The sequence below is a fragment of the Pseudomonas sp. A-R-19 genome, from assembly GCF_019956575.1.
Taxonomy (GTDB): Bacteria; Pseudomonadota; Gammaproteobacteria; order Pseudomonadales; family Pseudomonadaceae; genus Aquipseudomonas.
The window spans coordinates 58,839-79,754 of sequence record NZ_JAHBDR010000047.1 but is presented as its reverse complement, the minus strand read 5'-3'; the positions used below and the strand labels follow the sequence as shown (position 1 = coordinate 79,754).

25 protein-coding genes are annotated in these 20,916 nt (G+C 59.0%); 9 read left to right on the top strand and 16 right to left on the bottom strand.

The window, feature by feature from the left end; translation table 11 throughout:
• Positions 1-8: 8 nt before the first annotated feature.
• From KGA88_RS11405 to KGA88_RS11375, 7 genes are all read right to left on the bottom strand, one after another.
• Positions 9-635: a response regulator transcription factor gene (locus tag KGA88_RS11405; protein WP_008002663.1), complete on the bottom strand. Its 627-nt coding sequence runs from the start codon at positions 633-635 to the stop codon at positions 9-11.
• A gap of 201 nt (positions 636-836) precedes the next feature.
• A complete protein-coding gene (locus tag KGA88_RS11400; protein ID WP_110660605.1) occupies positions 837-1,274 on the bottom strand; it encodes a response regulator in 438 nt (145 codons plus the stop codon).
• A 177-nt stretch (positions 1,275-1,451) separates the two neighbouring features.
• Positions 1,452-2,780 (bottom strand): deoxyguanosinetriphosphate triphosphohydrolase, encoded by a 1,329-nt coding sequence (locus KGA88_RS11395; RefSeq protein WP_110660604.1) that lies wholly within the window; start codon positions 2,778-2,780, stop codon positions 1,452-1,454.
• 68 nt (positions 2,781-2,848) lie between these two features.
• Positions 2,849-4,012 carry an EAL domain-containing protein gene (locus KGA88_RS11390; protein WP_223591061.1) on the bottom strand — a complete coding sequence of 388 codons (1,164 nt, stop codon included), beginning with the start codon at positions 4,010-4,012 and terminating at the stop codon, positions 2,849-2,851.
• A 126-nt stretch (positions 4,013-4,138) separates the two neighbouring features.
• Positions 4,139-4,483, bottom strand: a complete 345-nt coding sequence (locus tag KGA88_RS11385) for a hypothetical protein (protein ID WP_110657421.1) — start codon at positions 4,481-4,483, stop codon at positions 4,139-4,141.
• Positions 4,480-4,869 carry a phage holin family protein gene (locus KGA88_RS11380; RefSeq protein WP_223591045.1) on the bottom strand — a complete coding sequence of 130 codons (390 nt, stop codon included), beginning with the start codon at positions 4,867-4,869 and terminating at the stop codon, positions 4,480-4,482. The genes KGA88_RS11385 and KGA88_RS11380 overlap by 4 nt, the downstream gene beginning before the upstream one ends.
• A gap of 1 nt (position 4,870) precedes the next feature.
• Positions 4,871-5,185 carry a YqjD family protein gene (locus KGA88_RS11375; RefSeq protein WP_110657425.1) on the bottom strand — a complete coding sequence of 105 codons (315 nt, stop codon included), beginning with the start codon at positions 5,183-5,185 and terminating at the stop codon, positions 4,871-4,873.
• A 328-nt stretch (positions 5,186-5,513) separates the two neighbouring features.
• Between KGA88_RS11375 and KGA88_RS11370 the strand changes: the two genes are divergently transcribed.
• From KGA88_RS11370 to KGA88_RS11355, 4 genes are all read left to right on the top strand, one after another.
• Positions 5,514-6,722, top strand: a complete 1,209-nt coding sequence (locus tag KGA88_RS11370; RefSeq protein WP_223591043.1) for an ammonium transporter — start codon at positions 5,514-5,516, stop codon at positions 6,720-6,722.
• A 105-nt stretch (positions 6,723-6,827) separates the two neighbouring features.
• Complete coding sequence (locus KGA88_RS11365; RefSeq protein WP_110657429.1) at positions 6,828-7,064, top strand: glutaredoxin family protein; 237 nt, start codon at positions 6,828-6,830, stop codon at positions 7,062-7,064.
• A gap of 171 nt (positions 7,065-7,235) precedes the next feature.
• Entirely contained in the window at positions 7,236-7,553 is a 318-nt protein-coding gene (locus tag KGA88_RS11360) for a transcriptional regulator (protein WP_110657431.1), read from the top strand.
• 71 nt (positions 7,554-7,624) lie between these two features.
• Positions 7,625-8,515, top strand: a complete 891-nt coding sequence (locus KGA88_RS11355) for a pseudouridine synthase (protein ID WP_110657433.1) — start codon at positions 7,625-7,627, stop codon at positions 8,513-8,515.
• An 84-nt stretch (positions 8,516-8,599) separates the two neighbouring features.
• Here KGA88_RS11355 and KGA88_RS11350 read toward each other — a convergent pair whose 3' ends face one another.
• On the bottom strand, positions 8,600-8,821 hold the full coding sequence (locus tag KGA88_RS11350) for a YgdI/YgdR family lipoprotein (protein WP_007994800.1): 222 nt from the start codon (positions 8,819-8,821) through the stop codon (positions 8,600-8,602).
• A gap of 78 nt (positions 8,822-8,899) precedes the next feature.
• On the bottom strand, positions 8,900-9,502 hold the full coding sequence (gene mobA, locus KGA88_RS11345; protein WP_223591035.1) for a molybdenum cofactor guanylyltransferase MobA: 603 nt from the start codon (positions 9,500-9,502) through the stop codon (positions 8,900-8,902).
• A gap of 81 nt (positions 9,503-9,583) precedes the next feature.
• On the opposite strand from mobA, the gene moaB reads away from it, so the two are divergent.
• Positions 9,584-10,123, top strand: a complete 540-nt coding sequence (gene moaB / locus KGA88_RS11340) for a molybdenum cofactor biosynthesis protein B (RefSeq protein ID WP_085725009.1) — start codon at positions 9,584-9,586, stop codon at positions 10,121-10,123.
• Positions 10,107-11,333 (top strand): gephyrin-like molybdotransferase Glp, encoded by a 1,227-nt coding sequence (gene glp, locus KGA88_RS11335; RefSeq protein ID WP_223591031.1) that lies wholly within the window; start codon positions 10,107-10,109, stop codon positions 11,331-11,333. The genes moaB and glp overlap by 17 nt, the downstream gene beginning before the upstream one ends.
• 64 nt (positions 11,334-11,397) lie before the next feature.
• On the opposite strand, the gene KGA88_RS11330 is transcribed toward glp, so the two are convergent.
• On the bottom strand, positions 11,398-11,712 hold the full coding sequence (locus KGA88_RS11330; protein ID WP_223591029.1) for a hypothetical protein: 315 nt from the start codon (positions 11,710-11,712) through the stop codon (positions 11,398-11,400).
• Positions 11,713-11,917: 205 nt separating this feature from the next.
• Between KGA88_RS11330 and yegS the strand changes: the two genes are divergently transcribed.
• The gene (gene yegS / locus KGA88_RS11325) at positions 11,918-12,835 is read left to right on the top strand and encodes a lipid kinase YegS (RefSeq protein ID WP_223591027.1); all 918 of its coding nucleotides are present in this window, start codon (positions 11,918-11,920) and stop codon (positions 12,833-12,835) included.
• On the opposite strand, the gene KGA88_RS11320 is transcribed toward yegS, so the two are convergent.
• The 3 genes from KGA88_RS11320 to KGA88_RS11310 all read right to left on the bottom strand — a co-directional run bounded on the left by KGA88_RS11320 (position 12,819) and on the right by KGA88_RS11310 (position 15,339).
• Complete coding sequence (locus KGA88_RS11320) at positions 12,819-13,478, bottom strand: response regulator transcription factor (RefSeq protein WP_110657443.1); 660 nt, start codon at positions 13,476-13,478, stop codon at positions 12,819-12,821. The two genes, yegS and KGA88_RS11320, sit on opposite strands and share 17 nt — an antisense overlap.
• The gene (locus KGA88_RS11315; RefSeq protein ID WP_110657445.1) at positions 13,475-14,368 is read right to left on the bottom strand and encodes a sensor histidine kinase; all 894 of its coding nucleotides are present in this window, start codon (positions 14,366-14,368) and stop codon (positions 13,475-13,477) included. The genes KGA88_RS11320 and KGA88_RS11315 overlap by 4 nt, the downstream gene beginning before the upstream one ends.
• A gap of 500 nt (positions 14,369-14,868) precedes the next feature.
• Positions 14,869-15,339: a hypothetical protein gene (locus KGA88_RS11310; protein WP_110657447.1), complete on the bottom strand. Its 471-nt coding sequence runs from the start codon at positions 15,337-15,339 to the stop codon at positions 14,869-14,871.
• A gap of 463 nt (positions 15,340-15,802) precedes the next feature.
• On the opposite strand from KGA88_RS11310, the gene KGA88_RS11305 reads away from it, so the two are divergent.
• Positions 15,803-16,738, top strand: coding sequence for a chemotaxis protein CheV (locus tag KGA88_RS11305; protein ID WP_110657449.1), 936 nt, complete (start codon positions 15,803-15,805; stop codon positions 16,736-16,738).
• A gap of 284 nt (positions 16,739-17,022) precedes the next feature.
• Complete coding sequence (locus KGA88_RS11300; protein ID WP_110657451.1) at positions 17,023-17,829, top strand: MOSC domain-containing protein; 807 nt, start codon at positions 17,023-17,025, stop codon at positions 17,827-17,829.
• Between the two features lie 84 nt (positions 17,830-17,913).
• Here KGA88_RS11300 and KGA88_RS11295 read toward each other — a convergent pair whose 3' ends face one another.
• The 3 genes from KGA88_RS11295 to KGA88_RS11285 form a co-directional block, all read right to left on the bottom strand.
• A complete protein-coding gene (locus KGA88_RS11295; RefSeq protein ID WP_007940055.1) occupies positions 17,914-18,198 on the bottom strand; it encodes a pyrimidine/purine nucleoside phosphorylase in 285 nt (94 codons plus the stop codon).
• A gap of 69 nt (positions 18,199-18,267) precedes the next feature.
• Positions 18,268-18,810, bottom strand: coding sequence for an exonuclease domain-containing protein (locus KGA88_RS11290; protein ID WP_223591015.1), 543 nt, complete (start codon positions 18,808-18,810; stop codon positions 18,268-18,270).
• A gap of 70 nt (positions 18,811-18,880) precedes the next feature.
• The gene (locus tag KGA88_RS11285) at positions 18,881-20,842 is read right to left on the bottom strand and encodes an acetyl/propionyl/methylcrotonyl-CoA carboxylase subunit alpha (RefSeq protein WP_110657455.1); all 1,962 of its coding nucleotides are present in this window, start codon (positions 20,840-20,842) and stop codon (positions 18,881-18,883) included.
• Positions 20,843-20,916 lie beyond the last annotated feature (74 nt).

Here is a 20,916-nt window from a genome sequence, read left to right as displayed (position 1 = left end):
CCAGGTTCTCACACGAGTGCGTTACGTTTTGCCATCTCAATGAGTTCAACCAGGGATTTGGCTTTGAGTTTCTGCATGAGGCGCTTTTTGTAGGTGCTCACGGTCTTGTTGCTCAGAAACATGCCCTTGGCGATTTCCTTGTTTGTGCGACCTTGGGCAAAAAGTTGCAAGACCATCAACTCCCGGTCGTTTACGGATTTGAACAATTCCAGTTCGATGCAGCGTGTTTCATCTCCTCGGACGGGGTTCAGGGCCTCGCTCGGGAAATAGTTGTAACCGGCAAATACCGCTTTTATGGCGCTGACCAGTTCACTGATGTCCTCTTGTTTGCAGACATAGCCCGATGCACCGGATTGCATGCAACGAATGCCGAAAAGTGTCGGGCATTGTGCTGTCAGTACCAGCGTTTTAAGAGGGGTACTCATTGCGTTGAATCGGGATAGCACTTCCAGGCCATCAAGTTTTGGAATGCTGATGTCGAGAATCACCAGGTCCGGCATGCATTCGCGAACCATCTGCATGGCGTCGACCCCATTATCGGTTTCGCCGACGACTTTGTAACCTTCATGTTCCAGTAACATTCGAACGGCAAGGCGGATAACCGGGTGATCATCGACAATAAAAACGGAGTTCATAATAAAATCCCATGCGAGCTCAAACAAAGCGCGCACCTTAGCTCAGATACTTGGAGGGACGCATGAACTGACCGAGCTGTAGCCGCAATATAGGAAAAATCCTACACATTAAAAAGAATAAGACTACGTAGTAGTTGGGATTCTTATTAGGAAGGCCAAGAAAATTCGATGTCCGGATGAACTTTGGCAGCAGGTCTTTTATCAGTTTTTCATTGTATTTTTATTTGTTTTTATATGTGTTTTTTCCTGTGTTTGAGTTGTAGTCAACAACTCTCTGAATTCAGATTGTTTCAACGGTTTTATCAAATAGCCCAATAATGGCAACCCGTGTTCAGTGGCCGTTTTTACAAGTTCATCCAATTCAGACATCGTCAGGCTACTCAGGATGATCGCCCGTCTGATCAGCCCTCGCCGGCTGGCGAACCGGACCAGATCGAGCCCTGTCAGATCGGGCAGGCATTGATCGCATAAAAGGATGTCGAACGGCTGGTCGGCCCTGAGCATTTGCTGCATGGCGCCTTTGGCGCTGTCGGTGGTCGTCAGCCGAGTGAAGCCATAACTTTCCAGCAGGCATTGAGTCGCTATCAGTTGGAAGGGGTGGTCCTCCACCACGAGAATGCGTAGATCGTCTTCGGCCATGGGCGCACTTCAACTGTCAAACAGAAGGGAGGGCGATTGTTTCGCGAGAGTGTCAGGCAAGCGATCAGTTTGCTCGCCATGTGCTGTAGGGCGATTCGCCGATACTTGAGCGCTGTTGGATGTTGAAGGGGGGATCAGCCATAACGAATGTCGTAATGGCTGACCAATCGATACACCTCAGTGGCTAGCGCGTCCGGTCATCTCCAGGGCCATGTCGCTTGCATAGCTGTCGGTCATTCCGGCGATGAAATCAATCATGCGTAAAAACGAAGTGTGCAACGGGCCGTGTGGATCGGGTGCATTGTTGCCCAGCAGGTCAAGGATGCGACGGCTTTTGAACGACGGCGTACGTCCGTTGTGCTGCTCCAGCGCTGCACCACAAAAGGCGTTGAGCAGGATTTCCAGTGTGGTATAGGCTCCGATCTCGTGCAGAGTCTTGCGCTTGTCCTGGAAGATTTTCTTGCGGGCCATGTCCTTGGCGTTCAGCACGCAACGCTTGGCGGGCCCGTGCATATGCTCCACCAGGTCGCCGGGCAAGGTACCAGCCAACAGCGCGTCCTGTTGCTCGACAAAGGCGCGGGCCGCGGCGTTGGTCAAGTGCTCGATGGCCTTGCCGCGCAGGATCGCCAGTTTGCGTCGGCGCGAATCACCGGGACCGAGCTGGCGATAGGTCTCCGGCAAGTCATCGCCCACCAGGTCCAGCAACAGGGACTCGACTTCAGCGTATTCCAGCAACTCCATTTCCAGGCCGTCTTCCAGGTCGATAAGCGCATAGCAGATGTCGTCGGCGGCCTCCATCAGGTACACCAGCGGATGCCGCGCCCAGCGTTGCTCCTCCAGTTGTGGCAGGCCGAGTTTATTCGCGATCTGCTCCAGTAGCGCAAGCTCGCTCTGATAGCAGCCGAACTTGTGTTTCTTGTAGCCCAGCGAGTCGGCGTGCCTGGCCGTCCATGGATACTTCAGGTACGTGCCCAGCGTTGCATAGGTCAGTCGGGTGCCGCCGTCGAACTGGTGATACTCGAGTTGCGTGAGTACCCGAAAGCCCTGGGCATTGCCTTCGAAATTCAGGAAGTCATTGCGCTCGGCTTCACTCATTGCATCCAGCCAGCCACGGCCGGCCGCTTGCTGGAACCAGTGACGGATCGCGTCTTCACCGGAATGGCCGAAAGGCGGGTTGCCGATGTCGTGTGCCAGGCAGGCCGATTGCACCACCATCCCCAGGTCGCTGGGTTCGCACCAGTCGGGCAGGGCGCTGCGGATGGTTTCGCCGACCCGCATGCCCAGTGAGCGACCCACGCAACTGACTTCCAGCGAGTGGGTCAGGCGCGTATGAATGTGATCATTGCTGGACACCGGATGGACCTGGGTCTTGCGCCCGAGGCGGCGGAAAGCCCCCGAGAAAATGATGCGGTCGTGGTCTTTGTGAAAAGGGCTGCGGCCGAGCTCTTCAGGGCTGTGCAGAGGCTTTCCGAGGCGTTCGCGGGTGAGCAGGGTGTGCCAATCCAAGGCGGGGTCTCTCCGTCAGGTGACTGATGGCCTAGCTTCCCGGTTCGCGCCATGACCTGCAAGCGGAACTACAAGCCGGCTGCGTCGATATCGATGAGTAGCAGGCGATCACCATTGTCGAAAAACTGCCCGGCGGTCAGGCAGTACTGGTTACTCGTGGCGTCGCGATAGGTGTTGGACAGGGTCAGGCGGCGCTCTTCCAAGCCTTGCGCCAGCAGGTGATAAAAGTAGGGGCGCCAGGACCAGTTGTGGCCCAGGTAGCGAGTGTCGGCTTCCCAACGGTTATTGCGCCACTCAAGATTCGGGGTCAGTTGCGTGCCGTGTCGGTCGCACTGATAAAAGCGCAGCAGCCATGGGAAGGCGTTGAGCTGCGGCAGGGCATTGAGCGGTGCACGTGCCTCGGCCCAGGATTGTAGAATGGCCATCAGTTCGCTGAGCTGCTGGCGCATGATCATCAGGCGGCCATGCTCGGTGAGTTTCTGTTGAACGTAGCGCTGGCGCAGTTGTGCGAATCGTTCGACAAAGGCGTCTGTGGCAAAGAACGCTTCTTGCGCCCGGGCGAACAGAAAGCCTTGTACGTAGCGCGAACCGCATTCCAGGGCAAAATTCAACTGAGCTTCGGTTTCCACGCCTTCGGCAATGATCCAGCAGCCGGTCTTTTCCGCCATCTGCGCCAGCGCCTTGACCACGTCGCTGCTTGGGCCACCCAGTGCCGCGGCCTGGAACAGTCGCATGTCGAGCTTGAGAATGTCCGGCTGCAGGGCCAATACGCGATCGAGTTGCGAGTAACCAGCGCCGAAATCATCGATAGCTATCCGCGCGCCAGCTTGCCGGTAACGTGCCACCACCTGTGCCAGGCGCTGGGTGTCGCCACCCAACTCGGTGATTTCGAAAACGATGCGCCGTGGGTCGACAGCTTGCCGGCTCAATTGCTTGAGGCTCGGCAGCGGCTGCTCCGCACGCAAGCGACTGATCCAGCGCGGGGAGATGTTCAGGCTGAGAAACCAGTCGGATGGCGCCTCATGCAGGCGACTCAAGGCATCCTCGCGTACTTGTCGGTCCAGGCGACGAAGGGCGGCAGCGTTGGTGCGCGGGTTGGCAAACAGCGGCCCCACCGAGGCCAGTCGACCATCGGCCTGGCGCAAACGGCCCAGCGCCTCGACGCCGGCGATACGGCCGGTGGCGGTATCGATGAACGGCTGAAAGCAGGCGAGCGGTTGCCCGTCGATCACGAGACCTCCTTGGTAGATCTTGTTTTTGGATGGTGCCTGTAGACCGGGTAGGCGCACAGGATTGCGCCCCTCGATAGAGGGGCGCATCCGGTCGACGTTGCAAGAATGCAGCCAGTTAGAAACCGATCAGTCTTTGCGTGAAGAACCTTGCATGATCAGTTTGATCAGCGGCACCAGTGTGGTGCCGAGGCGGATCATCCGGGTCAGGCTGCTGAGGCCACCCCCGTTTTTTGCCCCCTTGCCGGTCAGGAAGCCCAGCAAGGTGACGGCGGCCACGCCCCAGAGTGGAGCGTGCTTGATGCCGAAACCGTCCTGCAGGTTTTGCGTCATTCCACGTACCCGTTGCAAAGGTTGCAGCAGTTGCGCGGATTCGTGGCGGATTTCCTGACGATGCATTTCCATGCGCAGGCGGATCAGGGCCTTGCGCATTTCCGTGCGCGAGCTGTTGTGTGGCAGTTCAGGCAGGCTCATGGCAGCAGGCGCTCCCGATCGTTGGCCAGCTCTTCCAGCGTGCCGTGGAAGGGCGAGGACTCATCGAAAATCGCCGCTCTCAAGCGCATCGCGCAGAAGATGGCGGCGAGGGTATAGAACACACAGAGCCCGATGATGGCGGCCAGGCGATAGGTGTCCCAGAACACGATAAGCACCAGCGTCGACAGTCCTACCAACAGCAGCAACGCAAACACCAGCGCCAGACCGGCAAACAGCAACAGGCTGACGGTACGGGCTTTCTGTTCCTGCAATTCGATGCCGAACAATTCGACATGGCTGTGCAGCAACCCAAGGAAGGCAGCGCCCAGGCGCCGCGATGAGGAGCTGGTTCCCGCTACAGACGGGCCGGATTCGCCGATCGACATATCAGCGCCGGCTGGCCAGCAGGCCGATCAGGAAACCCACGCCGGCCGCGATCCCGACGGACTGCCAGGGGTTGGCCTGGACATAGTCTTCGGTGGCGGTCACAGCCGCCTGGCCGCGTTCACGCAGGGAGTCTTCGGTCAGTTTCAGCGTTTCACGGGCACGCAAGAGACTGTCGTGAATCTGCTCGCGCAACTCGTCGGCCTGGTCACCGGCCAGGGTCGCGGTGTGTTCCAGCAACCGTTCGGTGTCACTGACCAGTGTCTGAAAGTCGTTCATCAGGATTTCTTGAGCAGTCTTTGCCTGGGGGCGGGCCATGGTGGATCTCCTTAAGTGGCTTTCTGATGGGTTCGAGTATGGGCCTTCATCGAAGGTTCAGTACAAATGACTGGTACAACTTTTGCTGTGTCGTGGTGCGCCGGTCCGCACCATTGCGCTATAGCCGGGCATGATTTCAGTAAAACCGTAGGACCAACAATCAAAAACTCGCGTAAACGTCCCGGGCGCGTTTTTCCTGGACGGTGTCCGTGCGCCAAAACGGTTCAACAAGTTCAGCACGCTGATACTTCGAAGCCGCAACTTGGTGCATGGGCGCAAATAGCGAACTGCTTTGGTGCTTTTTTCTGCCATAAGGTCTGCCCATCCCATGGAAAACCTGCAAAGCGCTGTGGACACCCTGGTCCATAGCTCCAACACGCTGTTCATTCTGATCGGTGCGGTCATGGTTCTGGCCATGCACGCCGGTTTTGCCTTTCTCGAAGTCGGCACCGTGCGCCAGAAAAACCAGGTCAATGCGCTGTCGAAAATCCTCAGCGACTTCGCTGTTTCGACACTGGCCTACTTCTTTATAGGCTATTGGATTTCCTATGGCGTGACGTTCATGCAACCGGCGGCCGTGCTCAATGCCGACCACGGCTATGGACTGGTGAAGTTTTTCTTCCTGCTGACCTTTGCCGCGGCGATCCCGGCGATCATTTCCGGAGGGATCGCCGAGCGCGCCCGGTTTGTCCCGCAACTGTGCGCAACCGCGTTGATTGTCGCGTTCATCTATCCGTTCTTCGAAGGCATGGTCTGGAACGGCAACCTGGGTTTGCAGGCCTGGTTGCTGGAGCGCTTTGGCGCCGGTTTCCATGATTTCGCAGGCTCAGTGGTGGTGCATGCGATGGGCGGTTGGCTGGCACTGGCGGCCGTGCTGTTGCTCGGGCCGCGTAACGGCCGATATCGCGACGGTCGGCTGGTCGCGTTCGCGCCATCGAGCATCCCGTTTCTGGCGTTGGGCTCGTGGATCCTGATCGTCGGCTGGTTCGGCTTCAACGTCATGAGCGCGCAAACCCTGCAAGGTGTCAGCGGACTGGTGGCAGTGAACTCTCTGATGGCCATGGTTGGCGGTACAGTGGCGGCGTTGATTGTCGGGCGCAACGACCCCGGCTTTCTGCACAACGGCCCGTTGGCGGGGCTCGTGGCAATCTGTGCCGGGTCCGACCTGATGCATCCTGTGGGGGCGTTGGTCACTGGCGCCGTCGCGGGCGCCTTGTTTGTCTGGTGCTTTACCGCAGCCCAGGTCAAATGGCGCATCGACGATGTGTTGGGTGTGTGGCCATTGCATGGCTTGTGCGGTGTATGGGGCGGCATTGCCTGCGGCATCTTCGGCCAGAGTGCCTTGGGCGGTCTGGGTGGGGTCAGTCTGATCAGCCAGTTGATCGGCACTGCACTGGGCGTGACCGTGGCGTTGACCGGCGGCTTCGCGGTGTATGGCGTGATCAAGGCGTTGCATGGATTGCGCCTGAGCCAGGAGCAGGAGTATTACGGCGCGGACCTGTCGATTCACAAGATCGGCGCGGTGAGCCAGGACTGACTCGGGTCTGTTCATCGTCGGTGGAATCAGGGCAGGGGGCTCAATGGCTCGACGGTTTTTCGGGGCAGGCCTAGAATGGTCACTTCATTTTTTGGTTGAGCACTCATGCTTCCCGAATGTCAGCTGTTCGGCACCCTTGGATGCCATCTCTGTGAAGTAGCCGAAGCCATGTTGATGGAGTTTGTCGAGCGCGGTCTGCTGGTGGAACTGGTGGATATCGCTGACGATGAAACGTGGTTCGCCGCTTACAGCCTGCGTATTCCCGTGTTGCGGCGGGTCGACACTGGCGCTGAACTGGGCTGGCCGTTCAGTGCCGATCAGGTGGTGACGTTCCTGAGTTAAGCGGCTTTTGCGCTGGTAGCATGTCCCGCCTGTCGAACTTTGCGATTGATCCCCTTGGCTTAACCAGTGCTGATCGGATACTGTATGCGCATACAGTTATTCGCGGTGCATGCATTGCCGTTCCTGATTTTGGGAGTGAGCAGGCGAGCCCGGGTGTGAGAGGGATGAATTGTGGTCAATGTCGAACAGTTGAAGAACAGCGTGAACCGGATGTCCGCAGACGTCGTGCGCGAGGCCGTCCAGGAGTTGCGTCTGGATGGTCTGGTGACGGAGGGGAAAACGCCCTTCAACAAAACCCATTTCAATACCTGTTTCGCAGAAATCGAAGCCTTGTTCCAACGCGCCGGTTATCACCGGCAACTCGATGTCGTGGGTTATCAGGGATTGTTGTACGCCCTGTATGACCCCGCTCGCTGGGAAGCGGTTGATGTACTGCGCTGGCTCAAGGAGTACACCGAAGCGGCGGCGCGCACGCAGATCCCGGCTTGAGGAATCTCCTCTAGGTTCCTTTCCGCTGCTGTTGGATAATGCCGCCCTGCATTGAGGGTTAGAGCTTTCGTATGTCCACTTCTTCTTTTTCCGCGGCACACAGTCAGGCCAGTACGCTCTACTTGCCACCTGGCCCGTGGCACACCGTTGTCGATTGCCTGTGTGAGCATTTCAGCGCCATCGGTCGTGAACAATGGCTGGACAGAATCGCCCGTGGCCGGGTCCTTGATGGGCAGGGCATGCCGATCGCCCTCGATTTGGCCTACAAGGAAGGTTTGCGGATCCATTATTTTCGCGAAGTGCCGGATGAAAGGCCGATCCCGGTGACCGAGTCGATCCTGTACGCGGACGAGCATCTGGTGGTGGCCGACAAGCCGCATTTCCTGCCTGTGACGCCCGCCGGCGAATACGTCGAACAGACGCTGCTCCGGCGCTTGATCCGCCGCCTGGACAATCCGCATCTGGTGCCTTTGCATCGCATCGATCGGCACACCGCAGGGTTGGTGCTGTTTTCCGCCAATCCGCAGAGTCGTTCGGCTTATCAGTCGTTGTTTCCAACCCGGCAGATCGAAAAGCGCTACGAGGCCATTGCAGCGGCGTTGCCTGACGTTGCTTTCCCGCTGGTTCATAAAAGCCGACTGGTCGAAGGCGAACCGTTCTTCCGCATGCAGGAAGGGCCGGGGGCCAGCAACACCGAGACTGCGGTCGAAGTCAGGGAGAAGCAGGGGGAGCTCTGGCGTTATGGTCTTTACCCGGTGACGGGCAAGAAGCATCAACTGCGGGTACATATGGCAGCGCTGGGAGCCGCTATCTGCAACGACCCGTTTTACCCCGAGGTGCTCAAGGATGCGCAGGATGACTACGCCAATCCTTTGAAACTGCTGGCGCAGGGTCTGAAATTTATCGATCCGGTCACGGGCCAGGGGCGAGCGTTCGAGAGTGAAATCACCCTGCAATGGTGATCATGAAGCGATCCTGAAGCGCTGTTCTTCAGGCATGAAAAAGCCCGCATCAAGCGGGCTTTTTCGTATCCGGCAGCGCCAGGTTTACAGCTCTTTGACGGTACGGACCTGGTCTTTGTTGATGCGGGTCTGTTTACCGTCGAGCTGTTCGAATTCGTAGAAGCCGGAGTCCTTGTCGAACTGTGGCGTGTCGACGGCCTGGATTTCGCGACCGTCATTCAAGGTGATCACCGTAGGCGATGCGCAACCGGCGAGGGTGGCGAGGCCGAGTGCGAGCATGAAAGTGGCGAGGGTCCGTTGAGTCATGAGTGTGTGTCTCCGAATAAAAAATCTTTGGTTACTGAACTTGAGACGTGCACCGTCCGCGCAAGTTCCTGATCAATCTCAGTCTGACACAGAGTCATGACCGCTTAACAGTTCCGGCGTGTTGAGGTTGGCCAGCCGAGGGTCATTGTCGGGGCATTGCAGTGCGGTCGCACCGAGCTTGCGCATCAACCGGCCAGGGCTGCGCTCACCTTCGTTCCAGGCATCTTCAAAGGCTGCCCTGTGTAGCACAGGAATCACACACAACAACGGTTCCCAGTGGCCGTCATGCCGCACCATCAGCGGCTTGTCCGGATGCAGGTTGGCGGCCTCGCGCATGTTGCCGATCAGCGCCGCATCAATGCCCGGAACGTCACATGGCAAGATCAGCAGGTGAGTATGGCGAGCTGCTTTCAGGCCTGCGCGAATACCGGCCAGAGGCCCGGGGAAGTCACCCTCATCATCGTGGACCAACTGGTCGGCGTAGGGCTCGTACTTCTCAAGGTTGCGATTGCAGGAGATGATCAGGTCATCGGTCAGCGGGCGGGTCTTGCGGTGCAAGTGCGCAATCAGGGGTTCGCCACGCCAGTTCAGCAACCCTTTGTCCTGACCACCCATACGTTGGCCGCGCCCGCCCGCCAGGAGCAGAATGGAGCAGGGTGGTAATTGTGAATTCGTGGTCATGGCAGGTCTCCATGGGAGCGGCGAAAAAACGGAGCGCTGTGATATAACACCGGGCTGTTTCTCCTACAACTGGACGAGCCTATGAAAGCCAAGGCTGATGTACCTTTCGCACCGCTGAACATTGCCGTGCTGACTGTCAGCGACACCCGCACACTGGAAACCGATACCTCGGGCCAGCTCTTTGTCGACCGCTTGACCGCTGCCGGTCATAACCTGGCAGCCCGGGTGTTGCTCAAAGATGACCTCTACAAAATTCGCGCGCAAGTCGCCAACTGGATTGCCGACGATGTCGTGCAGGTTGTGCTGATCACCGGCGGCACCGGTTTTACCGGACGTGATAGCACACCGGAAGCCGTCAGCTGCCTGCTGGACAAGCAGGTTGATGGATTTGGTGAATTGTTCCGACAGATCTCGGTTGCCGATATCGGCACTTCGACCGTTCAGTCCCGGACGTTGGCCGGTCTGGCCAATGGCACGCTGGTTTGCTGTTTGCCGGGCTCGACCAATGCCGTGCGCACCGGTTGGGACGGCATACTGGCCGAGCAACTGGACGCACGCCATCGCCCGTGCAATTTCGTGCCTCACTTGAAACAGGCAGCGCCTTGTGAATCCCGTGGGTAAGCCCGGCAAGACTGGCAGCCTGATGCCTGTCGAGGCGGCTTTGGCGCGCTTGCTGGAAATGGCCGAGGCTTCAAGGATTGTCGAGCGTGAACGCCTGCCGTTGGCGCAGGTACAGGGGCGTGTACTGGCTGAAGATCTGGTGTCGACCCTTGACCTGCCACCCTGGCCCAACAGTGCCATGGACGGTTATGCCTTGCGCATGGCGGACTGGACGGGAGAGCCGTTGGTGGTCAGTCAGAAGGTGTTTGCCGGCCAGGCCCCCGATCCGTTGCAGCCAGGCACCTGTGCGCGCATTTTCACCGGGGCACCTGTTCCCGCTGGTGCCGATTGCGTCGAGATGCAGGAAAACGCCGAGGTTCAGGCCGATGAGCGAGTACGTTTCACCGAAGCCTTGACCCAGGGCCAGAACATCCGCCCACAAGGCCAGGAAACCACCGTCGGCGAGCTGATTCTGCCAGCAGGTACGCGGCTGGGACCGATCGAGCAAGGATTGGCTGCCTCATTGGGGTGTGCTGAGCTGGAGGTGGTTCGCAAGGTGCGTGTGGCGGTGCTGTCTACCGGTGACGAATTGATTGAGCCGGGGCAGGCGCTGGGGCCGGGACAGATCTACAACAGCAACCGGGTGTTGTTGTGTAGCTGGTTGCAGCGTTTGGGGTGTGAGGTCGTCGACGCGGGCATTCTTCCGGACAATCTGCAAACCACTCGCTCCCGATTGGGTGAGCTGAAGGATGTCGACCTGATCCTCTCGACCGGTGGCGTATCGGTAGGAGAAGCCGATTTTCTGGGCATCGCCTTGCGTGGAGAGGGCGAATTGACGCTGTGGAAGCTCGCCATCAAACCCGGTAAACCGCTGACGTTCGGGCATTTCCGCGGTGTACCGGTGATTGGCTTGCCGGGCAATCCGGCATCGACCCTGGTGACTTTTGCCTTGTTGACCAGGCCCTATCTGTTGCGCCGTCAGGGTGTGCAAGACGTTGAGCCGCTGAAGGTGCAGGTGCCGGCAGGGTTTGACTGGCTCCAACCCGGCAATCGGCGTGAGTATTTGCGCGGAAGGCTGGAAAACGGCCGGGCGACGATCTACAGAAACCAGAGTTCCGGCGTACTGCGTAGCGCTGCCTGGGCTGATGGACTGGTAGAAGTCCTGGAAGGTCGCACGCTGGTTCAGGGCGATAGCGTTTTCTTCATTCCGCTGAGCGAAGTCTTGAGCTGATAATTTCAGCGGCCATGTCACACAGAACCCGGTTGATTGCACCGGGTTCTGTGTGGATGGCAACTCAATGTGCCAGAAGCAATGAAATAACCTGCTCGAAACGGCTATTGGCGATCCAGCCAAGGAGCCCGAGGATTACCGCTGTTCCTCCGGCGGAATAGGCAAGCCTGTGCTTGATGGTTTTGACGTCACCCCGGACTTCGTCCATGTCCCTGCGTATGCTCTTGAGGTGTGTTTCCAGCTCGGTGACGCGAGGATCCATATCAACTTCTCCCGTGGCTTTTGCGCTGTTGCTGCATTCAGCTCGATGGCCTGCTTTTTTATTATCCGTGTGCGGCAAGACCGAAATGGCCGGTGGTGCGAGGTGTTGGCATTGCATGGCACGTCCTTGTGATGTCCTGCAGCCCAAGGTCTACCAATTCAGATTTATGGTCAATTGAGCCGATTCCTCACGTTTTGTAAGAAAAATCCTGTTGTGTAGGGATCAAATCCTCGCGCCCGGAAATAATTCGTTTTCTTTCGACCTTTAGCGGCAGCTTCGCGGTCAACATCTCCCAGACGCCATTCATACCGGGAGTGAAGTAATGAGCGATCGCAAGGCGCTATTGATTCTGCATGGCAAGCAGGCGCTCAACGAGGCGGTTCGCGCCGCCGTCGAAAGCCGGCGTGAGCGAGGTTGGGAGCTGGCGGTTCGATTGACCTGGGAAGCCGGCGATGCGCAGAGGTTGGTGGGCGAGGCGTTGGCGGCTGGTTATCGACACATCATTGCCGGTGGCGGCGATGGCACCTTGCGCGATATCGCCGAAGCCATGGCGGAGCATTCGAAAAAGGCCAGCCTGGTGTTGATGCCGCTGGGAACCGCCAACGATTTTGCCCGTGCGGCAGGCGTCCCCCTGGAGCCCGGTCAGGCGCTGGAGCTGCTGGATACCGCGCCGACTGCCATTGATCTGGGGGAGGTTGATGGGCAGATATTCCTGAACATGGCGACCGGTGGGTTTGGCAGTCATGTCACGGCGAACACCCCGGAGGATCTGAAGAAAATCCTCGGCGGTGCGGCCTATCTGTTCACCGGTTTGTCGCGCTTCAACGAGCTGCATACCGCCTATGGTGAATTACACGGACCGGAATTTCACTGGAGCGGCGATCTGCTGGCGCTGGGCATCGGTAATGGCCGGCAGGCGGGTGGCGGGCGGGTGTTGTGCCCGCAGGCGCTGGTAGATGATGGTTTGCTGGATATCAGTATCTTGCCGGCACCGCAGGAGGTGGTCGGTACATTGAAAAACCTGCTCACCGAAGGCTTTGGTATCGAAAATATGTTTGTCCGTGCACGCCTGCCCTGGGTCGAGATCAGGGTCTCGGAAGGGCTTTACATCAACCTTGACGGTGAACCGCTGAAAGGCGACAACCTGCGCTTCTCGGTTCGCCCTGCGGCGTTACTCGTGCATCTGCCCGAGGATTCGCCGCTGTTACGGGCCAGTGAAATGCCTAGTCGTCAAGGCTGATGATTTGTTCGCGTACGGCAAACAGCACCAGGCCGGCCACATCGTAAATCTGCAGGCGCTTCATGATCTGCGAGCGGTGGGTTTCGACGGTCTTGACGCTCAGTCCAAGGCCGTTGGCGATCTCTCGGGTAGATTTTCCGCGAACGATCAACCGCAGGATTTCCAGCTGGCGCGCCGTCAGGTTGTGCGAGTCGGCAGGTTCGGGTTGGTGTTTCTGGTTTCGAGTCAGCGCCTGATTGATCACCGTGTGGGCAATGGCCGGGCTCAGGTAGCGCTCGTTGTTGCGCAAGGCCTCCAGCGCCTGCTCGAGTTCGGTTGCCGTGGTGTCCTTGAGCAGGTAGCCATGGGCCCCGGATTCCAGCGCCTGCATGATGAGGGCCGGATCGGTATGCATCGACAGGATCAGGACCTTGCTCTGCGGGCGCACCCGCTTGAGCTGCTGCAAGGCCTCGAGGCCGCCGGTCTGGCGCATCGAAATATCCAGCAGAACAATATCCGGGGACAGATGCTCGACCATTTCGAGCAACTGCGAGCCGTCATTGGCCTCGCCGATGACGGCATAGCCGGGCAGGTCCATTACCAGGGCGCGCACGCCAGCCCTGATCAGCGAGTGGTCATCCACTAGTAGTAAATTACAAGTCAATGCATAACCTTATTCGAACTGGCCCGTTCGAGCGCACGGGGCGCCCAGGGAAATAGAGCTTCGATTTGAGTGCCTTTGCCCGGCTCGCTGGTGACGCTCAGTGTGCCGCCCAGTTGATCGATCCGTTCCGACATCCCGGCCATACCGCGTTGTCCTTCGCGACCGGGGTCGGTTGCGGGTGCGAATCCCTGGCCGTCGTCGCTGATCTGCAGCTTCAGGCCTTGTGGCAGACGCTGCAGGCAGACCAGCAGGTTCTTGGCCTGGGCATGTCGCAAGATGTTGGTGACTGCTTCCTGGGTGATGCGGAACGCTGCCACCGCCATTTCCTCCGGTATGCCGGTCAGGCGCTGCTGGCATTCCAGGCTCCAGTGCACCGGGGTGTTGGCCAGGGTCTTGAGCAGGTGCGCGCGCAGACTGGCCTCCAGCCCGAGGCTGGCCAACTGCCGGGGATTGAGAATGGCGGATACGTCGCGAACTTTCGCCAGGGTTTCCTCCAGCGTGTCGCAGAGGACCGAGCATTGCCCCTGGAGTTCTTCGGGCATCCGGCGTTTGAGCCAGTCGCTTTGCAGTTTGGCGGCGGTCAGCAATTGACCGATGTCGTCGTGCAGTTCCCGGCTCAACCGGTGACGCTCGTTTTCCTGAACCTGCAGCAGCCGGTCGGCCAGTTCCTGGGGCTGGAATTTGATGGATTTGCGCGAGAGGTAGTACTGCACGGCAACACTGGTCAGCGCCGCAACGTCAAGCGCCAGCAATGACAGGGGCAACGGGATGGACAAGCCATAGGCCAGTAAACTGCCGAGCGTCGAGCAGGCGCATAGCAACAGCGTGAACGTGCGCGCATTTTCTCGGGAGGGTGGCCACTTGGCAATTGACTTGAGGCTGGCGTGCATAGCGGATGGAGCCAATGGATGTTCGCTGCGGGCTGACCGGTCATGCAGGCTGACAGGCCCCTGTTTTTTAATGTGGAGCGTCGACTTCAACGGGGTGTACTTTTTTGTTGGAGAGTTCAGCTCCGGACTGGAGCGAGCTGTGTCCGGCTGCAACCACACTGCCATTAATTGGCGCCAACTAACAGGCGGCATAGTAGCACTTAAGATACCGTTGGTCGCGTTTGTATATATGTCTGAAAGGTCAGGAATCCAGTCGTTTGGACGAGGGTTCCATAATGGGGCAAGTTGGTGTTGCCGGCGAAAATGCCGATTATCCCTGGGGGTGTTGTTGATACCAGGCAATGCCCTGGTCAGGGCAGGCGTGCAATTGCCGATGGGCAAAAGTGGTTGTTGAAAGATGTCGCTTATAGATATGAAATATTCATTTGCGACATGTGCGCACTCAAGTTACAGCGCGGTACAGATAACCCAATCACGCCACACGGCTTAGTTGAGTAAGTTCAGGCCTGCCGTTTCGAATAGGACACGAGGGTGAACGGTCTGGAATTGACCGGCGGTTGAAATCGGCTTTGCCCGACCTGAAAGGCAAAGGCTTCGATGAGGGTGACCTGCTCGCTGTCGTCGAGACTGAGTTGCCCGGTGGTCTGGTCGATGAGTTCGAGTTGCCAGGCAATCAGGGTCAGGCAGTCTTTCAGGGCGTTCAGCGCCTCGTCGTGCAGGCTCATGGTGTTCTGTGCGTGGTTCAGCAGGCCATATATATGCAGGGAGAATTCAGACACGGCCGCCAAGGCCAGGGCGTCAGCTTTGTTGGCCAGTTTGAGCAGTGTGCTGAGCAAGCAGTCGATGGCATCCTTGTCATTGCTGATCAGTTGCAGATGATTCAGGCATTCCTCGGTTTTAGCCAGGAGTGTTTCAGCCTCGAGGAGGAACTCCGGGAGCCGTCGGGCCCACTCTTTATGGTCGTTCGGCATACTTATCTCCACAACGTCATGTCAAATGAGGGGATGTCGTGTGTGTCGACGAGGGCGGTCGGGACCCCGGCATTGCCGAGTCGTCGGGTCAACGAGCTTCGGCTGGCCCGCAGGCAGGCTGGGGAACACGAGAGGGTGGTTGGCCACTTACTTGCGATCGCACACAAAAGCCTGACTCCGTTCATGCAATGAGAATGGCGTCACATTAATGGCTATTGGATATTGCGAATATCAGGTTGCACCTGATTGTTGATAGGGGAATCCCTTACGCAGCGGAACCTATCACGTGAACTGTGGTCGCGTGGCGCAGAAGTACGGCAGATGGAATCACAGCGCCAGTAAAGCATGATGTTAATATGACATCAATGCCTTGGCGTGGCATTTTAGAGGGGGTCAAGCTTCGGCCAAAACAGCCGATAACCTTCTTTAAGTGAATTCATCCGAACAAGACCAGGAGTCATTGATGGCCGGCATTCTCGACACAGTAGACCAACGCACGCAACTGGTGGGTGAGAATCGCCTGGAAATTCTCATGTTCCGGCTCGCCGGACGGCAATTGTTCGCGATCAACGTCTTTAAAGTGCAGGAAGTCTTGCAACTGCCAAAGTTGACGCTGATGCCGCAGCGCCATCCTTTTGTGTGCGGCGTGGTCAACCTGCGTGGCCAGACCTTGCCGGTGATCGACCTGTCCCAGGCCATTGGCATGCGCCCGCTGGTGCCGGGGCCTGGCAGCACGATTATCGTCACAGAGTACAACCGTTCGGTTCAGGCCTTCCTGGTCGGTGGCGTGGACCGGATCGTCAACATGAACTGGGAAGCCATCCTGCCGCCACCGACCAGTGCCGGCCGCCAGCATTACCTGACGGCCATCAGTAAAGTCGATGATCAACTGGTGGAAATCATCGACGTCGAAAAGGTCCTGGCCGAAATCGTCCCGTACAACGCCAAAGTCTCTCGCGAAAAGCTCGAAGATCCGGTGCTGGAACGTGCCCGTGGCCGTGAAGTGCTGCTGGTGGATGACTCGAACGTGGCCCTGGCGCAGTTGCGCGATACCCTGGGACAGTTGGGCGTGAAGATGCACATCGCCAGCGACGGGTTGAAGGCCTTGAACATGCTCAAGGGCTGGGCCGACACTGGCGTGGACATGACCGAAAAATTGCTGATGGTCTTCACCGATGCGGAAATGCCGGAAATGGATGGCTATCGCCTGACCACCGAAATTCGCAATGACCCGCGCCTGCGTGGCTTGTACGTGGTGCTGCACACCTCGTTGTCCGGCAGCTTCAACGACTCGATGGTGAAAAAGGTCGGCTGCGACAATTTCCTCTCCAAATTCCAGCCGGACAAACTCGTCGACGTGGTGCGCCAGCGCCTGATGCTGGACGAAGTACCGGCCTGAGCGGGTCCGCACAACTGTGGGAGTGGGGTGTGATGGTTCGATCGTGTCAGTCGCCGTCGATGTAAACCGATAGACCGCCTTCGCGAGCAAGCCCGCTCCCACATTAGATCAGCTATGCCCCCGGATTTGCCGGTCAACCCGCCTCCACTGTGGGAGCGGGCTTGCTCGCGAAGGCGGTGTATCTGTTGGCCAGGTTCTCGAAGCCCGCTCCCTTGGATCGTCAGACTTTGATTCGGCCTTCAAGCTCGTATAGGGTGGCGTTTTTACCTACCAGGGAGCTGGCCATGTTGCGTCTGAGCGCGCTGTATCGTTATCCGTTGAAGTCCGCCAGAGGCGAGACGCTGCAACAGATCGGTCTCGATAAACTCGGGCTGGACGGTGATCGCCGCTGGATGCTGGTGGATGAGGCCAGCGGTCGTTTCCTGACCCAGCGTGCGGTGGCGCAGATGAGCCAGTTGTCAGCGTTGTGGAATGCCGAAGGTGGCTTGACCCTCAACGCGCCCGGCCATTCGCCGATCGACATTGCCTTGCCTGGTAACGATGCAGAGTTGCGTGGCGTGACCATCTGGCGCGATACCTTGCGAGTCCCCGATGCAGGCGATGAAGCAGGGGCCTGGGTCAGCCAGTTCATTGGCAAGCCGACACGTCTGGTGCAAGTGCCGCTTGATCGGGCGCGGATGACCGAGGCCGGGTACGGCAAGGATGACGATCAGGTGGCGTTCGCCGATGGCTATCCGCTGTTGCTGATTGGCCAGGCCTCCCTCGAAGACCTGTCGCAACGGGTTGGACGCCCGTTGGAGATGCTGCGTTTCCGGCCGAACCTGGTGATCGAAGGCAGCGAAGCCTTCGCCGAAGACGGCTGGAAGCGCATCCGCATCGGCGAGGTCGAGTTCCGCGTGGTCAAGTCGTGTTCACGTTGCATCCTGACCACCATCGACCCGCAAACCGGGGAGCGTAGCGACGATCGCGAACCCTTGGCCACCTTGCAGAAGTACCGCGCCCAGGCCGACGGCGCCATGTTCGGCCAGAACCTGGTCAATGACGGCAACGGTCGACTCGAAGTCGGTATGCCGGTGGAGATCCTCGAGTAATTTTGCGCAGAATAAAAAATGCCCGTGTCTGACAACACGGGCATTTTTATTGCGGCGACTTTTTTTGGAAGAGGCCGCGCAGGTTTAGCCGCGGTATTCGCACAGGTAGGCAGTGTCGACGGCGACTTTCAGTTGGAACTTGCTGTTGGCCGGCACGTTGAACTGGCTGCCGGCGGCGAAGGTTTCCCAGTCGCTGCTGTCTGGCAGTTTGACGGTCAATGCGCCGCTGACCACGTGCATGATTTCACGCTGGCTGGTGCCGAATTCGTATTCGCCCGGAGCCATGACGCCGATGGTCGCTGGACCTTCTGCGGTGCCAAAGGCGATCGACTTGACGGTGCCGTCGAAGTACTCGTTGACTTTAAACATGGGCGATTCCTCGAAAAGGGCTAAAAAGGGCCGGCCAGTATGCACAAGGCCCTTGGTGTCGTCACCTGTCTAAAGCGGAAGAACCAGCGGCAGCAGGCGTGCGGTATTGCGCGCATCTTCCAGTGCCCGGTGTTGCTGGCCCGTGAACTGCAGGCCGGCCAGTTGCAGGGCGCCGTTGAGCCCCAGCGGGCGTTCCAGGCGTCGGGCCTTGGCAAAGCGCTGTTTGAGGTTCATGTGCGGCACGGTGGCCAGCACGCTGGCGAGTCCCAGGCGCTGCCATTCCTGAAGCAGTTGTTTACGATCGTAATCGCCCCAGCTGGCCCAGCCTTCAAGTCGCGTGTGGTGTTGGCCGAGCCAGCGTTCAAACGCCGGCCAGACTTCGCCCAGCGGTTGCGCGGCATCGATGTTGGCTTGGGTGATGTGTGTCAGCTCGCGGCAAAACGACGTCAGCAACGGCCGCCGCAACGGGCGGACGAAGCGCTGGAACTGGTCCAGTTCGCGTCCCTTGCGATCCACCAGGGTGGCGCCGATTTCAATGATTTCCATATCCGTTACGGGCCATCCCCCTTCATCGGTGGTGGCCTCCAGATCAATGACCAGCCAATGAGGCATTGCAGGTTTCCTGGTATCCGCGTCCTGTAGGGTTTGAGCGTAGCCAAACCCGGAGGTTCCGCCTAGCGGCTTATTCGACCTCCAACAGAATCTGCCGGTTTTTTACCTGATCCCCGACTTTGACTTGCAGGCGTTTGAGCACACCGTCGATGCCCGATTTCAACGGGTGCTCCATTTTCATCGCCTCCAGTACTACCAGCAACTGGCCCTTGCTCACGGGGCTGCCTTCATTGACCAGGACGTCGACAATCGCCCCGTCCATCGGTGCCTTGAGGGTGCCGGAGCTGACACTGGCCTGGCTGGAAACCTGCGCCTGAGTGCGATCCGCAAACTGCAAGCTGCCCGGACGGGTAAACAGCCAGAGTTGCCCGGCCTCCAGGCGATAGGCGTGGCGCTGGCGGATACCATCGATTTCGAGGGAAACCCTGCGCCCGTCGCTGTGAAGGCCCTTCAGTTCGAGGTTGTGCCCGGCGACCTGAATGCGCAACGGCTCGCCCGGGATTGCCTGCAACGTCACCATCCAGTCCTGATCCTCAAGGCCGATGCGATAGTGCAGCGGCACGCTGGCGTTGTTGCGCCAACCGCAAAGCGGGGCCGGATGGGCCTGCGCTGAAGCCTGATAGAAGAGGGCGGCGGCAATGGCCAGGTGGTGCGCAGCGGGGGCGTGGGGGTGCAGGCAGGCATGCCCGGAAAAATGCTGTGCGATGAACCCGGTACTGAATTCACCGCAGGCGAACTGCGGGTGCTCCAGCAGGCTGGCGAGCAAGCGCTGATTGCTTTGCACGCCCAACAGCACGCTGTCTTGAACCGCCCGCAGCAGTTTGCGTCGGGCTTCCTCGCGGGTGGCGCCGTGGGCGATGAGCTTGCCGAGCATCGGGTCGTAGAAGGGACTGATGACCTGGCCTTCGATCAAGCCATGGTCGATTCGAATGCCGTCCTGCAATGCCGGTTCCCAGGCCATGACGCGCCCGGTTTGCGGCAGGAAACCCTGAGCCGGATCTTCGGCATACAGGCGCACTTCCATGGCGTGCCCGTGCAGTTGCACCTGTTCCTGGCGCAATGGCAGCGGCTGCCCTTCGGCGATGTTCAACTGCCAGGCCACCAGGTCCAGCCCGGTGATCAATTCGGTCACCGGGTGTTCCACTTGCAGGCGGGTGTTCATCTCCAGGAAGTAAAACTGGCCCCGGGCATCCAGCAAAAACTCCACGGTGCCCGCGCCGATGTACTGCACCGCCCGCCCGGCCTTGAGCGCCGCTTCGCCCATGGCTTGGCGCAGTTCAGGCGTCATCACCGGGCAGGGGGCCTCTTCGATGACTTTCTGATGTCGGCGCTGCACCGAGCAATCGCGCTCGCCGAGGTAAATCAGGTTGCCATGCCGGTCACCGAACAGTTGGATCTCGACGTGACGGGGTTCGATCAGTGCCTGTTCAAGAATCAGTTCGCCGCTGCCAAAACCGTTCAAGGCTTCGGAGCGCGCGGTGCGAATCTGTTCCAGCAAGTCGCCGGCGTCGTGTACCAGGCGCATGCCGCGTCCACCGCCGCCAGCGCTGGCCTTGATCATCAACGGATAGCCGATGCGCTCGGCTTCGCGGCTCAGGGTCGCGTCGTCCTGCTTGGCGCCTTGATAACCGTTGATGCAGGGCACACCGGCTTCGAGCATGGCGATCTTCGACAGGCGCTTGCTGCCCATCAGTTCGATGGCCTCGGGGCTGGGGCCGATGAAGGTGATGCCGGCGTCCCGGCAGGCGATGGCAAACCCGGCGTTTTCCGAGAGGAAGCCGTAGCCCGGGTGGATGGCATCCGCGCCGGTGCGCCGGGCGGCGTCGAGGATGGCCAGGATGTTCAGATAAGACTGTTGCACCGCGGCCGGGCCGATGTTGACGGCTTCGTCGGCCATCCGCACGTGCAGGGCATCGGCGTCGGCATCGCTGAACACGGCGACGGTGCGATAGCCCAGTGCCTGGGCCGTGCGCTGGATGCGGCAGGCGATTTCACCGCGGTTGGCGATGAGGATTTTTTTGAGTCCGGGCATGGGTTGTTCCCTTGGTTTTGCGATGTCTGTTCGGGCCTCTTCGCGAGCAAGCCCGCTCCCACAGGGGAATGCAT